6 protein-coding genes and 2 pseudogenes are annotated in these 15491 nt (G+C 75.7%); 4 read left to right on the plus strand and 4 right to left on the minus strand.

Features of this window, described 5'->3' with window-relative positions:
• Positions 1 to 17: 17 nt before the first annotated feature.
• Positions 18 to 9299 (plus strand): annotated as a pseudogene (locus tag E4099_RS16895) (SDR family NAD(P)-dependent oxidoreductase); the annotation flags it as partial.
• 128 nt (positions 9300 to 9427) lie between these two features.
• Positions 9428 to 11077: an amidase gene (locus tag E4099_RS16900; RefSeq protein WP_135339901.1), complete on the plus strand. Its 1650-nt coding sequence runs from the start codon at positions 9428 to 9430 to the stop codon at positions 11075 to 11077.
• Between the two features lie 37 nt (positions 11078 to 11114).
• Here the strand turns inward: E4099_RS16900 and E4099_RS16905 are convergent, their stop codons facing one another.
• Entirely contained in the window at positions 11115 to 11561 is a 447-nt protein-coding gene (locus E4099_RS16905; RefSeq protein WP_135339902.1) for an Lrp/AsnC family transcriptional regulator, read from the minus strand.
• Positions 11562 to 11654: 93 nt separating this feature from the next.
• Here E4099_RS16905 and E4099_RS16910 point away from each other — a divergent pair, with 93 nt between their 5' ends.
• Both E4099_RS16910 and E4099_RS16915 read left to right on the plus strand, forming a co-directional pair.
• A complete protein-coding gene (locus E4099_RS16910; RefSeq protein WP_135339903.1) occupies positions 11655 to 12473 on the plus strand; it encodes an LLM class flavin-dependent oxidoreductase in 819 nt (272 codons plus the stop codon).
• Positions 12470 to 12907, plus strand: coding sequence for a nucleoside deaminase (locus E4099_RS16915; protein WP_135339904.1), 438 nt, complete (start codon positions 12470 to 12472; stop codon positions 12905 to 12907). Before E4099_RS16910 ends, E4099_RS16915 begins: the two co-directional genes overlap by 4 nt.
• Before the next feature lie 261 nt (positions 12908 to 13168).
• Here the strand turns inward: E4099_RS16915 and E4099_RS33650 are convergent, their stop codons facing one another.
• The 3 genes and pseudogenes from E4099_RS33650 to E4099_RS35205 all read right to left on the minus strand — a co-directional run.
• Positions 13169 to 13285, minus strand: coding sequence for an ALQxL family class IV lanthipeptide (locus E4099_RS33650; protein WP_209446638.1), 117 nt, complete (start codon positions 13283 to 13285; stop codon positions 13169 to 13171).
• Positions 13286 to 13393: 108 nt separating this feature from the next.
• A complete protein-coding gene (locus E4099_RS16920; protein WP_425348257.1) occupies positions 13394 to 14209 on the minus strand; it encodes a lanthionine synthetase LanC family protein in 816 nt (271 codons plus the stop codon).
• Positions 14155 to 15408: pseudogene (locus E4099_RS35205) on the minus strand (protein kinase domain-containing protein); the annotation flags it as partial. The gene E4099_RS16920 and the pseudogene E4099_RS35205, both read right to left, overlap by 55 nt.
• Positions 15409 to 15491 lie beyond the last annotated feature (83 nt).

Genomic DNA, 15491 nt, shown 5'->3' on the forward strand with positions numbered 1-15491 from the left:
GGGGTGCGCGGCGGTGGGTGGAGTTGCCGACGTACGCGTTCCAGCGGCGGCGGTTCTGGTTGGAGTCGGACGCGTGGTCGGGTGATCCGGCGGGGTTGGGGCAGGTGTCGGCGGAGCATCCGCTGCTGGGTGCGGCGGTGGCGTTGGCGGACGGGCATGGCTGGGTGTTCACCGGGCGGTTGTCCCTGGACACGCATCCGTGGCTGGCCGACCATGTGGTGCTGGACAGTGTGCTGCTGCCCGGGACCGCCTTCCTGGAACTCGCCCTCCACGCCGGCCGGCACATCGACTGCCCGCGGGTCGACGAGCTGACCCTGCTCACCCCGCTGACCCTGCCGTCCGACGGCGGCACCCAGGTGCAGGTCACCGTCGGGGCCGAGGCGGAGGGCGACGGCAGGCCCATCGCCATCCACGCCCGCCGGGCCGACGCGGAGCCGCACGCCCCCTGGACCCTGCACGCCTCCGGCACCCTGGCCCCGGCCGTGAGCGAGCCATCGTCCGCGGCCGCGGCTCTCTCCACCTGGCCGCCGGCCGACGCCGAACCCGTCGACATCGAGGACTTCTACGCGGAGGCGGAGCGCACCGGAGTCGTCTACGGCCCCACCTTCCAGGGGCTGAACGCGGTCTGGCGGCGCGGTGCGGAACTCCTCGCCGAGGTGGCGCTGTCCGAGGACACCCCGCGAACCGCCCAGGGGCGGTTCGGCGTGCACCCCGCGCTGCTGGACGCCGCCCTCCACCCGCTGGGGTACGCGCTGCCCGACCCGGCGGACGCGGCGGCGGGCCCGCTGCGGCTGCCCTTCTCCTGGCACGGCGTGGAACTCCACACCCCCGGCGCCCGGGAGGTCCGGGTCCGCCTGCTGCCCACCGGGGCGGACACCTTCTCCCTGGAGCTGGCCGACGACTCCGGTCAGCCGGTGGCGACAGTCACCTCTCTGCTGGTACGGGCCCTGACGCCGGGACAGCTGCCGACCGCCGAGGACACGGACCGCGGACGGCTGCTGGCCGTGGAATGGACACCACCGGCCGAGTCGGAGCAGGCCATCGACGCCCCCGTACCGCCCGGTGGATGGGCGGTGGTGTGCCCGGACGGCGCGGAGCCGCTTGCCGCCGCGCTCGGCGCGGAGCGATACGCCGACCTGGCCGATCTGGCCGCCGCCCTCGACGCCGGAGCCACCACCCCCGAGGCGGTCCTGCTCCCGCTCACCGGCCCCCCGCCGCAGGACGGTGCGGCCCTGGCGCCGGAGACCGTTCACCGTGCCGTACAGGAGACGCTGCGCCTCGTCCGCGACTGGCTCCAGGACGCGCGGTTCGCCGGCTCCCGCCTGGTCGTGGCGGTGCGCGGCGCGGTCGCCCCGGACGGGGGCGCGCCCGACCCGGCCGCCGCCGCCCGGTGGGGCCTGCTCCGTACCGCCCGGTCGGAGCACCCGGACCGCTTCGCCCTGCTCGGCACCGACACCGACATCCGCGACGCGGGGACACCGGTCGACCGGATCGCGGTGGCCGCCACCCTGCCGGAGAGCGCCCTGTGCGAGGGCGCGCTGCTGGTCCCCCGACTGGGACCGGTGACCACCCCTCACCACCCGTCCGGCTCCGACCCCGGCTTCGGGTTCGCGGCCGGCGGTACGGTGCTGATCACCGGCGGCACCGGAGCGCTGGGCACCCTGCTGGCCCGACACCTGGCCGAGAGGCACGGCGTGCGGCGTCTGCTGCTGGTCTCCCGGCAGGGGGCGGACGCGCCCGGCGCCGAGGCGCTGCGCCAGGACCTGGCCGGCACCGCCGAGGTCGCCTTCGCCGCCTGCGACGCGGCCGACCGCGAGGCTCTGGCGCGGGTGCTGGCCGACGTCCCGGACGAGCATCCGCTGACCGCGGTGCTGCACCTGGCCGGAGTGGTGGACGACGGCCTGGTCGGGACCCTGACACCGGAGCGGGTCGCACACGTGCTGCGGCCCAAGGCCGACGCCGCGCTCCACCTGCACGAACTGACCCGGGACAGCGAGCTGTCCGCGTTCGTCCTGTTCTCCTCCGCGGCCGGGCTCATCGGAAACCGGGGCCAGGCCGGCTACGCGGCGGCGAACGTGGTCCTCGACGCCCTGGCCGCCCACCGCAGGGCGCACGGCCTGCCCGCCCTGGCACTGCAATGGGGCCTGTGGGCCGAGGAAGGAGCCCTGACCGCGGGCCTCACCGAGGCCGACCGGCGGCGGATGTCCCGCGCCGGGGTACTGCCGCTCGGCGCGGAACAGGGCCTGGCCCTGCTGGACGCCGCCGCCGGGCGCACCGAGGCCGTACTGACACCGCTGCGGTACGACCCGTCGGTGCTGCGCGGACTCGGCGAGGAACTCGCCCCCGTGCTGCGCGGCCTGCTGCCCCGCACCGCCCGCCCCGGGCGGTCCGCCCGGACCTCCGGCACCGGCCGGGCGCTCGCCCGGCGGCTGGCCGGGCTGTCCGAGGCCGAGCAGGCACGGCTGCTGGTGGACACCGTCCGGGCGCACACCGCCGGGGTGCTGGGGCACACCGGCCCCCAGGCCATCGAGCCGGAGCGGGCCTTCAGCGAACTCGGCCTGGACTCGCTGGCCGCGCTGGAGCTGCGCAACCGGCTGAACTCCGCCACCGGACTGCGGCTGCCCGCCACCGTCCTGTTCGACCACCCGTCGGCCGCCGCCCTGGGCAGGCACCTGCGCACGGCCATGCTGGACCTGCCCGCCCGGCCGGCCGCCGCAGCGCCAATCGCCGCGCGCCCGACCGACGAGCCGATCGCCGTCGTGGCCATGAGCTGTCGCTACCCCGGGGGCATCAGCGACCCCGAGGGCCTGTGGCGGCTGGTCAGCGGCGCCACCGACGCCATCACCGACTTCCCCGGCGACCGGGGATGGGACCTGGACAAGCTCTTCCACCCCGACCCCGACCACTCCGGCACCTCCTATGTGCGCGAAGGCGGGTTCCTGGACCAGGCCGACCACTTCGACGCCGAGTTCTTCGGCATCTCGCCGCGCGAGGCGCTGGCCATGGACCCGCAGCAGCGGCTGCTGCTGGAGACCGCCTGGGAGGCCTTCGAACGCGCCGGGATCGACCCGCAGACCGCACGCGGCAGCCGGACCGGTGTGTTCGCGGGCCTGATGTACTCGGACTACGCCACCCGTCTGACCACCACCCCCGAGGGCGTGGACGGCTACCTGGGCAACGGCAGCGCCGGCAGCATCGCCTCCGGCCGGGTGGCGTACACCCTGGGCCTGGAGGGACCCGCCGTCACGGTCGACACCGCCTGCTCCTCCTCGCTGGTCGCCCTCCACTGGGCCTGCCAGGCACTGCGCCAGGGCGAGTGCGACATGGCGCTGGCCGGCGGAGTGACCGTCATGTCCAGCCCGGCCACCTTCGTGGAGTTCTCCCGGCAGCGCGGGCTGGCCCCCGACGGCCGGTGCAAGCCGTTCGCCGCCGGGGCCGACGGCACCGCCTGGTCCGAGGGGGCCGGACTGCTGCTGGTCGAACGGCTCTCCGACGCCCGCCGCAACGGCCACCCGGTCCTGGGGATCATCCGCGGCAGCGCCGTCAACCAGGACGGCGCCAGCAACGGGCTGTCCGCGCCCAACGGCCTCGCCCAGGAACGGGTGATCCGCCAGGCGCTCGCCCACGCCGGACTCACCCCGTCCGACGTCGACGCGGTGGAGGCCCACGGCACCGGCACCGCGCTGGGCGACCCCATCGAGGCGCACGCACTGCTGGCCACCTACGGCCAGGACCGGCCGGCGGACCGCCCGCTGCGGCTGGGCTCGGTCAAGTCCCACCTCGGCCACACCCAGGCGGCGGCCGGAGTCGCCGGCGTCATCAAGATGCTCACCGCCATGCGCCACGGCGAACTGCCCAGGACCCTCCACGTGGACGCGCCCTCACCGCACGTGGACTGGTCCAGCGGCGCGGTGGCCCTGCTCACCGAACCCACCGCCTGGCCCGACACCGGACGCCCCCGGCGCGCCGGCGTGTCCTCCTTCGGCGTCAGCGGCACCAACGCCCACCTGATCCTGGAGCAGGGTGACCCATGTGACCCAGCCCCGGCACCGGCCGCCGAGACGGCCCCGGAAACCGCCCCCGCCCCACTGCCCTGGCCGTTGTCCGGCCGGACCGAGGCGGCCGTACGGGCCCAGGCCGAGCGACTGCGCGCCCGCCTCCAGGACCACCCGGGGCTGCGGCCGGCCGATGTCGGGCACTCCCTGGCCACCACGCGTACGGCCTTCGACCACCGTGCCGTGATCATCGCCCGGCACCGGGACGACTTCCTGACCGCGCTGGCCGCACTGGCCGCAGGGGAGACCGCGGGCCCCACCGGCCCCCGGGCCGCGGGTTCGGCCGCGGTGACCACCGGCACCGCGGCCGAACAGGGCCGCGTCGCCTTCGTCTTCGGCGGCCAGGGCTCCCAGTGGCCCGCCATGGCCGCCGACCTGCTGGACCGGTCCGCGGTCTTCGCGGCCGCCATCGGGGAGTGCCAGGACGCCCTGGCCCCCCACACCGACTGGTCCCTGCTCGACGTCCTGCGGCAGGAGCCCGGGGCACCGTCCCTGGAGCGGGTGGACGTCGTCCAACCCGCGCTGTTCGCCGTCATGGTCTCCCTCGCCGCGCTCTGGCGCTCCCTCGGCGTCCGGCCCGCCGCCGTGGTCGGCCACTCCCAGGGGGAGATCGCCGCCGCCCGGGTCGCCGGCGCGCTCACCCTCGAGGACGCCGCCCGGATCGTGGCCCTGCGCAGCCGGGCGCTGCGGGCCATCTCGGGCCGGGGCGGGATGATGTCCCTCACCCTGCCGGCCGAGCAGACCGGCCCGCTGCTGGAGCGCTGGGGCGGCCGGCTGGGGGTGGCCGCCGTCAACGGACCGCACTCCGTGGTGGTCTCCGGCGAACCGGCCGCCCTGGAGGAGCTGCGCGCCCACTGCCAGAGCCACGACATCCGGGCCCGTACCATCCCCGTCGACTACGCCTCCCACTCCCCGCAGGTCGAGGACGTCCGCGAGCGACTGCTGGCCGACCTCGAGGGCATCACCCCCCGCCCGGCCGAGACCGCCTTCTACTCGACCGTCACCGGGGAACCCCTGGACGGCACCGCGCTCGACGCCGCCTACTGGTACCGCAACCTGCGCTCCACCGTGGAGTTCGAGGCCGCCACCCGCTCCCTGCTGCGCGACGGGCACACGGTCTTCGTGGAGACCAGCCCGCACCCGGTGATGACACCCGGCATCGAGCAGACCGCGGAGTCGGCCGGCACCGGCATCCTGGCCGTCGGCTCGCTCCAGCGGGACTCCGGCACCCTCGACCGGCTGCTCACCGCCGCGGCCACCCTCCACGTACACGGCGTCCCCGTCGACTGGCGGGCCGTCTTCGCCGGGCGCGGCGGGCGGCGCGTCGCCCTGCCCACGTACGCCTTCCAGCGCCGCCGGTACTGGCTGGAGGCCGCCCCGGGGCAGCCTCCCGTGGCCCAGGCGGCCGGGCCCGCCCATCCGTTCCTGCGGTCGTCCACCCGCACGGCCGACGACGACGGGTTGCTGCTGAGCGGGGTGCTCTCGGTGCACGACCAGCCGTGGCTCGCCGACCACGTGGTGGCCGGGGAGATCCTGCTGCCGGCGACCGCCTTCGTCGACATGGCCCTGCACGCCGGTGGGTTGGCGGGCGCCCCCGTCCTGGACGAGCTGGTCCTGACCGCGCCGCTGGCCCTGCCCCCGGACGGTGCGGTCGCTGTCCAGATGAAGGTGGCGGGGGCGGACGAGGCGGGACGGCGGGCCGTGTTCCTCCACTCCCGGCCGTACACCGCCGCGGACGACGAGCCCTGGCTCCGGAACGCCCTCGGCACCCTCTCGGCGGACCGGGAGGCGGCCGCCGGGACCGGTGGCGCGCCCCGGCCGCACGCGTCCTGGCCGCCGGAGGCCGCGGTGCCCCTGCACGCCGATGGCCTGGGGGAGGGGCCGTACGGACGACTGGCCGCCGGAGGGCTGCGTTACGGTCCCGCCTTCCGGGGCATGCGCGCCGCCTGGAGGCACGGGGAGGAGGTGTACGCCGACGTCGCGCTGCCCGAGGCGGCCCGGGCGCCGCGCCCGGACGCGGACGGCCCGGCGTTCGTCCTGCATCCCGCACTGCTCGACGCGGCGCTGCACGCGCTGGCCCTGGACGGCCTGGTCGCGGACGGTTCCGGGGCAGCCGCTCCGGCGGCCGGCGGGCTGTCCCTGCCGTTCGCCTTCGGCGGAGTGCGCGTGCACACCCCCGGCGTCCAGCGCTTGCGGGTACGGGTGGCCCCCGGGCCTGACGGGCAGACGGGGGTGGAGCTGACCGACGAGGCGGGCTCACCTGTGGCGACGGTCCGTTCGCTGACGCTCCGGCCCCTACCGCCTACCGGCTCGGCGGCGGCGGACGCGGTCCCCGGCGCCCTCCACCGGATGGGCTGGGTGCCGCTGACCGAGCCGCCCGCGCCGGTGGCCATGCCCCGCTGGGGAGTTCTGGGCACGGCGGGCACCCCGCCGGTGGACGCCCTCGCGCCCCCGGGTTCCGATGTCCCGGTGTACCGCGGCCCGGCGGCGTGCGATGTCTCGTCGGACGTCGTCGTGGCCCCGTGCCCGCCGCCCGACCCGACCCGCGACGGCCAGGACCCGGCCGCCGGGTTGCTGCACGCGGCGGACCGGGCGCTGGGGCTCGTGCGGGAGTGGCTCGCCGAGCCGCGCCTGTCCCGCTCCCGTCTCGTCCTCGTGACGTCCGGTGCCGTCACCGCACCCGCCGGCGATGTCCCCGCGGACGGCCCCGCCGCCACCGCCGGCGGCGATGGCGCCCCCACGGACCGTCACACCACCTCGGCCCACCGCCATTCCTCCGCGGACGCTCCCGCCGCCTCGGCCGACGACAGATCCCCCGCGAACGGTCACTTCGCCTCTGCCGACAGCGATTGCGCCGCGAACGGTCCCGCCGCCTCGCCCCGCGACGGTGTCCCCACGAGCGGTCCGGCCGGTCAGCGGAGCGACCTCCGGCCCGGCGAGGCACCGCCCGTGCCGGCGCACGCACCGGTGTGGGGACTGGTCCGCTCGGCCCTGCGCGAGAACCCGGGCCGCTTCGCCCTGATCGACGTGGACGGACACCCCGACTCCTGGAGGGCCCTGCCCGCCCTGCTGGCCGCCTCGGTGCCGGAGGCGGCCCTGCGCCAGGGGACGGCGTACGTGCCGAAGCTGGTGCCAGTAGTGGCCCCGGCGGCACCGGAGCGGCGGAGCCGACGGCGGATCGACCCGGAGGGCACCGTCCTGGTCACCGGCGGCACCGGTTCGCTGGGCATGCTGGTGGCGCGGCACCTGGTCACCGCCCACGGGGTCCGCCATCTGCTGCTCGCCGGCCGGCGCGGGCCGGACGCCCCGGGGGCCCGGGAACTCGTCGCACAGCTGCGTGCGGCGGGCGCCCAGGTGGCCGTGCGCGCCTGCGACGTCGCGGACAGGTCCGCGCTCGCCGCCCTGCTCGACGCGGTACCGGCGGCCCACCCGCTGACCGGCGTCGTGCACACCGCGGGGGTGCTGGACGACGGCGTCGTCACGGCGCTCACCACCGACCGCCTGAGGCGGGTGCTGCGCCCCAAGGCGGACGCCGCCCTCGCGCTGCACGACCTGACGCTCGGCCACGACCTGGCGTTCTTCGCGCTGTTCTCCTCGGTGGCGGGTGCCTTCGGCTCCGCCGGCCAGGCCAACTACGCCGCTGCCAACTGCGTGCTGGACGCCCTGGCACGACACCGCCGCCGACTCGGACTGCCCGGCACGTCGATCGTCTGGGGCCCCTGGCTGCAGGACGACGGCATGATGGCGCACCTCGGCGAGGCGGACCGGCAGCGGATGGCCCGTTCCGGCTTCGGCCCGCTCGGACCGGCGGAGGGCCTGGCCCTCTTCGACGCCGCCGTGGCCGGTGACGAACCCGTGGTGGTGGCGGCCCGCCTCGGCCCGGCCGCGCTCCACGGCGGAGGCGAGGCGGCGCACCGACTCCGAACCCCCGCCGCCGACGCGGGCGGCAGGGGCGGGGACGGGATCGGACGGGCGTTGGCGGCTGCTTCCCCCGGCGAGCCGGACGGGCTGCTGCTCGCCAAGGTCCGGACCCTGGCGGCCCGCGTCCTGGGCCATGGGGAGGACGCGAGCGAGATCGACGAGGACACCCTGCTGGCTGATCTGGGGCTGGACTCCCTGGCCGCGGTCGAGCTGCGCAATGAACTCGCGGCGTGGACGGGGCTGGTACTGCCGTCCACGCTGCTCTTCGACTTCCCGACGCCGCGCGCGCTCGCCGCCGAGCTGCGGCGGCGCCATGCCGCCGAGGCGCCTCCCGCGGGGGCCAGGCCCGACGCCCCGGCGCGGCCCGCGGCCATCGGCGCCCCGAACTACCCCGGCTCCCCGGGCGGACCGGCCGACAAGGGAGTGGGAGACGGTCCGGAAGGCCGTGCGGCGGCGGGTGCTCCGCCGGAGGTCCGGGGGCGGACCGCCGACGCACCGCACGCCGAGGGAGCCCCGGACTCCCTGGGCGCCCTCTTCCGTACCGCCTGTGCCCGAGGACGCGGCTGGGACGGCATGGCGCTCCTCACCATCGCCGCGCGCCTGCGCCCGGTCTTCGACGAGACCGGGGCGCCCGGTGCCGCACACGAACCCATCGTGCTCGCGGCGGGCGGCACAGGGGCCCCGCTGGTCTGCCTCCCGGCGCTCAGCGCGGTGTCCGGACCGCGGGAGTACGCGCACCTCGGTGCCGGGCTGCGCGGGCTGCGACCGGTCTTCGCGGTGCGGCACCCGGGGTTCGAGTCCCGGGAGACTCTGCCCGCCACTCTGGACGCTCTCGTCACCGCCCAGGCCCTCGCCGTACGCGCGGCCGCGGCCGAAGGCCCCCTGGTGCTGCTGGGGCGGTCGGCCGGTGGCTGGGTGGCCCATGCCGTGGCCGAGCGTCTGGAGTCCGAGGGCGCAGCCCCGGCGGCCGTCGTCCTGGTGGACACCTATCCGCCCGACCACGGGGACGGGGAGCAGGCGCTCTCCGCGACGACCTCGGACATGCTGCGCCGGGCGGCGGAGTTCGCCTCCGCCGAGACCGACCGGCTCACCGCCATGGCCGGATACTTCGCGCTCTTCAGCGGCTGGAGACCCGCGCCGCTCGCCTGTCCCACCCTGTACGTACGAGCCCGGGACCCCCTGCCCGGGGCCGAGCCCGCCCCGCACTGGAGCCTGCCGCACACCGAGGTCACCGTGGACGGGGACCACTTCACCATGCTGGAGGAGCACGCCCGTACCACCGCCCTCGCCATCCACCGGTGGCTGAGCGACGGCCCGCGCTGAGGACGCCCTGGAGAGGGAGCGATGACACCTGTCCGACCAGTCGACCGGCCGCGCGCATGTCCTCCGCGGCGTGGGCAGGCGCAGAAGTCTGTTGCGTCCGGCGGCCCTCCTGGAGTGGGCTGTCCCCCATGAAGAAGAGCAGCTTCGCCGCGCTGACCGCGGCCCTTGCCGTGGCACCCCCTCCGGCGGCGGGTGTGCCGGGGCGGCGTGCGGTGGCCGCCGACCCCGGTGCCGGCGGTTCCGCGTCCCCCACCGAGTCCACGCTCCTGCGCGGAGTGGACCTGGAGACGGTGACGATCCCCGAGTTGCAGGCGCGTATGGACCGCGGGGCCCTGACCTCCTCGGAGCTGACCCTGGCGTACCTCCGGCGGATCGAGGCCGTCAACCCCAGGATCAACGCGGTGCTGTGCACCGACCCGACAGCCCTGCGCCAGGCCGCGGCCAGCGATGCCAGGCGCCGCCGCGGAAAGGCCCTCGGCCCGCTCGACGGCATCCCCGTGCTGCTGAAGGACAATGTGGACACCCGCGACATGCCGACGACGGCCGGGTCACTGGCGCTGGCCGGAAGTCCACCGGACAGGGACGCGGAACTGGTCGCACGGCTGCGTGCGGCGGGCGCGGTGATCCTCGGCAAGGCCAACCTGTCCGAATGGGCCAACTTCCGGGCGGCGAAGGCGACCTCGGGCTGGTCGGCGGTGGGCGGGCAGACCCGCAACCCCTACGTCCTGGACCGGAATCCGGGCGGATCGTCCTCCGGTTCGGCCGCCGCGCTCGCCGCGTCCTTGGCGCAGGTGGCGATCGGCACCGAGACGGACGGCTCCATCGTGTGTCCGGCCGGGACCAACGGGGTCGTCGGCCTCAAGCCCAGCCTCGGGCTGGTCAGCCAGGCCGGCATCGTCCCGATCTCCGCCGAGCAGGACACGGCCGGGCCCATGGCACGCAACGTCATCGACGCCGCGATCACCCTCGCGGTGCTCAGCGGTCACGACACCGCGGGCACCGAGGCCGCCTTCGGCCTCGTGGAGGCGGCCGCGCGCCCCGACGGACTGCGCGGCAAGCGGATCGGCCTGTGGCGGCTCCCCACCCTCGGCGCCGAGGTGGACGCCCTGATGACCCGGACCGCGGCACGGCTGCGGGCCGCGGGGGCGCAGTTGGTCGAGGTGGTGCCGCCGTACCAGGACCGGCTCGACGAACTCGAGTTCCCCGCCCTGCTGAGCGAGTTCCACCGGGACATCGACGCCTACCTGGCCACCCGCGGGGGGCCTCGGGACCTCGACGAACTGATCGAGTTCCACCGCGCGCACCCGGCCGAGCAGGCCTGCTTCGCCGGCCAGGAACTGTTCGAGCAGGCGCTGGCCGCACCGTCGACCGCGGACCCGCGCTACCGGGCCATGCGCGCCGAGCTGAAGGACCTGTCCCGGCGCTCCATCGACGAGACCATGGCCGCCCATGGCCTGGACGCCATCGCCTCCCCGACCAACCCGCCCGCCTGGATCACCGACTACGCGCGGGGCGACAACGACGTGATCACGTCGTCCACCCCGGCCGCCATCGCCGGGTACCCCTCGCTGTCCGTACCCGCCGGGTTCGTCGGCGAGTTGCCGATCGGCCTGCTCCTGATGGCCGGCGACCGCCAGGACGCCGAGCTGCTGGCGCTGGGCGCGGCGGTCGAACAGCGGCTGGACGCCTGGCGTGCGCCGCGCTACCTGCCCACGACGGCACCGGCCACTGCCCCGTCGCCGCCCGACGGCACCCCCACCGGCGCCGGCGTCCGGTAGGGAAGCGGGCGTCGAGTGGTGGTCGTCCGGTGGTCGGTCAGGGGCGGTCGGGGCCGCGGTAGGGCAGCGTATGGCTGTAGACGACGCTCGTCGTCGTACTGCCGAAGCCCGCCAGCTCGTCCACGAGCGACTCCAGATGCCCCATGGAGGTCGCGGCTATCTTCAGGGTGTAGCAGTCGTCGCCGGTGGTGCGCAGGCACTCCAGGATCTCCCGCCGCTCGGCCACCAGCCGACGCAGCGGCTGGTGGCGGTTGCCCGGGTACTTCAGCCGGACGACGGCGAGCACGGGGTAGCCGACCTTGGCCAGGTCCACCGCGGCGTGGTAGCCGGTGATGATGCCCAGCGACTCCAGATTGCGCACCCGTTCCGTGGTGGCCGAGGAGCTGAGCTTCACCCGCCGTCCCAGCTCGCTGAGGGAGATGCGAGCCTCTCGTTGCAGCTGCTCGATGATCGCCCAGTCGATCTCGTCAAGATTCGCGGCCATATCGCGATCCTACCGGCAGAACCACGGAAGAACGCCGGCACTACCGGCAGGATTCGGTTCAGAACGGCGCGGTCGCCGGGATAGCTTCAGATCATGCATATGGGCGTCAACGTACCGAACTTCGGGCCGGGCACCGATCCCGGCGTGCTACGAGACTGGGCGCGGATCACGGAGGGGCTCGGCTTCGACCTCCTCATGGTGTCGGATCACGTGGTCGTCACCCCGGATGTGGCCGAGCGGTACCCGGAGCCGTTCTACGAGCCGTTCACCACGCTGTCCTGGCTGGCCGGCACCACCACCACGGTGCGGCTGGGCACGACCGTGCTGATCCTCCCGTACCGGAGTCCGCTGCTGGTGGCGAGGATGACCGCGAACCTCAACCGGCTCAGCGGCGGCCGGCTCGTGCTGGGGGTGGGGGCCGGCTGGGCTCGGCAGGAATTCGACGCGCTCGGCGTGCCGTTCGACGCGCGGGGCCGACTGACCGACGAGTGCCTGGCCACGCTGAGGGATGCCTGGCGCACGGAGGCCGAGGACGGCGCCGCCCCGATCCCCCTCTGGGTCGGCGGCCACAGCGCGGCGGCGCTGCGACGCACCGCCGCGTTCGGGGACGCCTGGCACCCGCTGCGGCTGACCCTGGACCGGATGCGTGCCGTCCTGGCGAAGCACTCGCTGCCCGCGTTCGCACCCCGTATCGCGCTGAGGCTGACCACCACCCCGGTCGACGACCCCGAACGGCCCGCCGGGGTCGGCACCATCGAGCAGGTCCTCGACGACCTCCACCAGCTCCGCCTGCTCGGCGCCGACACTGTCGTACTCGACCCCTACCATGGCGATCCCGAGGAGACCCGCCGGCCTCACACGGCCTGGCGGGCGCTCACCGAGGTGGCCACCCACTGGAGGACCGCATCATGATCACCGCAGCCGACGAGGCGCTCCTGCGCCGTGCGATCGACCTCGCCTCCCGCTCCGTCGCGCAGGGCGACGCCCCCTACGGCTCCCTGCTGGCCGGCCCCGATGGCGCCGTCCTCGCCGAGGACCACAACACGGTGCGGCGCGACAACGACATCACCGCCCACCCGGAACTGAAGCTGGCCCGCTGGGCGGCCCGCGAACTCGACCCGCGCACCGCCGGGGGCACCACCATGTACACCAGCTGCCAGCCGTGCGGCATGTGCACCGGCGCCATCGTCCGCTCCGGCATCGGCCGCGTCGTCTACGCGCTCTCCACCGAGCAGCTCATCGAGCTCAACCCGCAGTCGGGTCAGTGGCCGACGGTGGCGCAGGACGGCCCGGCCCTGTTCGACGAGGCGCGCGGGCCCATCGACACCTACTACCGACCCAGCTGACGGTCCAGCGCACCACCTCGACCGCGGCGTACCGGAGGGGAGGCCGGTCCGTGCCGAGAGGTGAGCCGCCGGCACCGTGGCGGGTCAGGCGCCGGCGGCCTCGCCGTAGCGGTCCCGCCCGGAGGGCACCCGCGACGACCGGGACCCTCCCGCGGCCGGCGCGCACCGGGCACCCTCGGAACCGGCCCCGGGTCCATGGCGGGCCGACGCACTCCGGTCCGCCCACCGGGTGCGGCGGGCGGACCGGAGTCATCGGGGATCTCAGACGGTCCTGAGGTCACAGGTGGTCGTCACCGTGCACGGGAACAGCCCGAGGTCGGCTTCCTCCTCCTCAAGCATCTGCAGGGCGTCCACGCTGACATCCGGTTGGGTCTCCATGGTGTTCACCTCCCTCCTCTCATCCGGCGGGTGCGGGTGGGCGGCCGTGCCGCCGTGAGACGGCCCGCGGCGGCACGGGGTCGGGGTGACCGGTGGGAAGACGGCCGGTCAGTGGGCGGCCACCGGGGAGTGACCGGTCAGCAGGGCGGGCTGCCACAGCCGCGGTCCGCCGTGGCGCAGGCGGAGGTGGAAGGCGAGGACGCCGCTGAGACCGGTGGCGTAGTCGGCGACCACGGCCGTGCCGGTCTCGTCCGGGGCCAGGCGCCGTCCGTCCCGCAGGGCGTGCCGGTGGTGGATGCAGGCGACCAAGCCGCCGGCGGCTTCGCGGTAGCGGTCCTCGCCGGTGGCCTCGGCCAGGTCGAGGAGGAAGTCCCCGTCCCCCGCCAGGCCGTGGCACTGGGCGGGCGAGGCGTGCCGGCGCGCCCGGGACACCGCTTCGGCCGCCTGGGCCGCCAGGTCCAGGTACCGCTGCTCGCCGCTGGTCTGCCCGTACCGCAGGAGGAAGGTGCCGACCCCCGAGGATCCGCTGCACCAGTGGGTCTTGTACCGCCGGCCGGTGTCCGCGGTCGGCCAGTGGGCGGCGCCGTCCTCGACCTCGGCCACGGCCGCCAGCGTCCGGGCCGCCGCGTCGGCCTGTTCGGCGTACCCGCCGTCCCCGGTGGCCCGCGCCACCGCGAGCAGGAACGCGCCCACGCCGGCCACTCCATGGGCGAATCCGTAGTGGCGCACCCCGGCGAGAGCCGACGGGTAGTCGGCCGGGACGGGCCAGCGGATATGGCCGTCATGGCGCTCGGCCGCGGCGGTGACCGCGTCGGCCGCCTGTCGGGCGCGGTCCAGGAATTCCGCCTCGCCGGTGCCTCCCAGAACCGCAACTGGGTGAGTCCGGCCCCGGAGGCGCCGTGGCAGACGTCCGGGTTCGGGCAGGCGGTCGGTATCCGGGAGGCCAGTTCGCGCGCCGACCGGACCATGTCCGGCGCGTCCAGGGCCAGTCCGGAGTCCAGCAGCGCCCATGCGGTCCCGGACCGGCCGAAGTGGAGACCGGGCAGCAGGCGCGGTTCACGCTCCACTTGGCGGCCGATCCACTCCGCGGCCGCGGCCACCGCCTGCCGCAGCGCCGGATCCGGCTCCGCCTGGTACGCGCGGACGAGGACCCCCAGGATCCCGGCCGCGCCGTGCTGCACCGCGAACGGGTCGGTGGTGGCGCCGAACTTCCCGGAGGGCCAGAGCCGCTCCGGGTCCCGCGGGTCCATCGTCGCCAGCAGGTACTCCAGGGCGTCGGTGATGAGGGATTTCAGGTCCGGACCGGTGGGCTCGCCGGCCGCCTCCGGGGCGGGCCGTCGGCGGTGCGGCGCCGGGGGTTCGGCGAGGCGGGCCGACACCTCCTCCAGCGGGGGCCGCCGCCCCGGGTCCTCGTGCAGCAGTTCCAGGATGATCCCCGCGAACTGCCGGGCCGCCGGATTGTCCACCGCGAGCCACTCCAGCCACGCCCCCATCCGGTCGGCGGCCGGGCGCATCGGCGGGTCGTCGGCGGGCAGCACCGGATCCAGGCCGGTGGCCAGGTAGAAGAGGGTGGCGCCCAGGCCGTGGAGGTCGGCCTGCGGGCCCGGCGCCGGGCCGAACGCGGGCGCCTCGCGCTGCTCGGGCGCGGCGTACCCGGGGGTGCCGGCGCGGCCGACGTACTCCCCGGGCCGCGCCACCAGTTCCAGGTCGATCAGCCGGACCGAACCGTCCGGGGCGACCATCACGTTGCTGGGGTTGAAGTCCCGCAGCACCAGGCCCTGATCGTGCGCCGCCGACAGGAGCGCGGCCAGCCCGCGCGCCAGCCGTCGGGCCTCCCGCGGGGCGGGGCCCCAGGTGTCGCCGTGCAGGGTGAGGTGGTCGACCACCCATCGACGCAGCGAGAGTCCGGGGAGGGCTTCTTGGACCAGGAACAGGTCTCCTTGCTGCTCGAACAGTCCCAGCGGGCGGGCGCTCAGCCCGGTCGGCTCCAGCAGTTCCAGCATCCGGGCCTCGTGCCGCCGCAGGTCGCGTACATCGCTGCCGGTCAGTTCGGCTCCGGTGTGCGGGCGGGCCTGTTTGACGACGACCTCGGTGCCGGTGCGGCGGTCGGTGCCGCGGTACACCCCGCCGTGGAACGAGTGCCGGATGACCTCCTGGACCAGGTACCGCCCGTCCAGGAGGACGGGTCTGGGGCGGGGGCGCGGGG

Origin of the sequence: Streptomyces palmae (assembly GCF_004684805.1) — a bacterium.
GTDB classification, from domain to species: domain Bacteria; phylum Actinomycetota; class Actinomycetes; order Streptomycetales; family Streptomycetaceae; genus Streptomyces; species Streptomyces palmae.

What these genes read in the sequence shown, in the direction of transcription:
- E4099_RS16905 (WP_135339902.1), bottom strand. Translation starts at nt 11,561, where the DNA reads ATGGCCGCGAATCTTGACGAGATCGACTGGGCGATCATCGAGCAGCTG.
- E4099_RS16915 (WP_135339904.1), top strand. Translation starts at nt 12,470, where the DNA reads ATGATCACCGCAGCCGACGAGGCGCTCCTGCGCCGTGCGATCGACCTC.
- E4099_RS33650 (WP_209446638.1), bottom strand. Translation starts at nt 13,285, where the DNA reads ATGGAGACCCAACCGGATGTCAGCGTGGACGCCCTGCAGATGCTTGAG.
- E4099_RS16900 (WP_135339901.1), top strand. Translation starts at nt 9,428, where the DNA reads ATGAAGAAGAGCAGCTTCGCCGCGCTGACCGCGGCCCTTGCCGTGGCA.
- E4099_RS16910 (WP_135339903.1), top strand. Translation starts at nt 11,655, where the DNA reads ATGCATATGGGCGTCAACGTACCGAACTTCGGGCCGGGCACCGATCCC.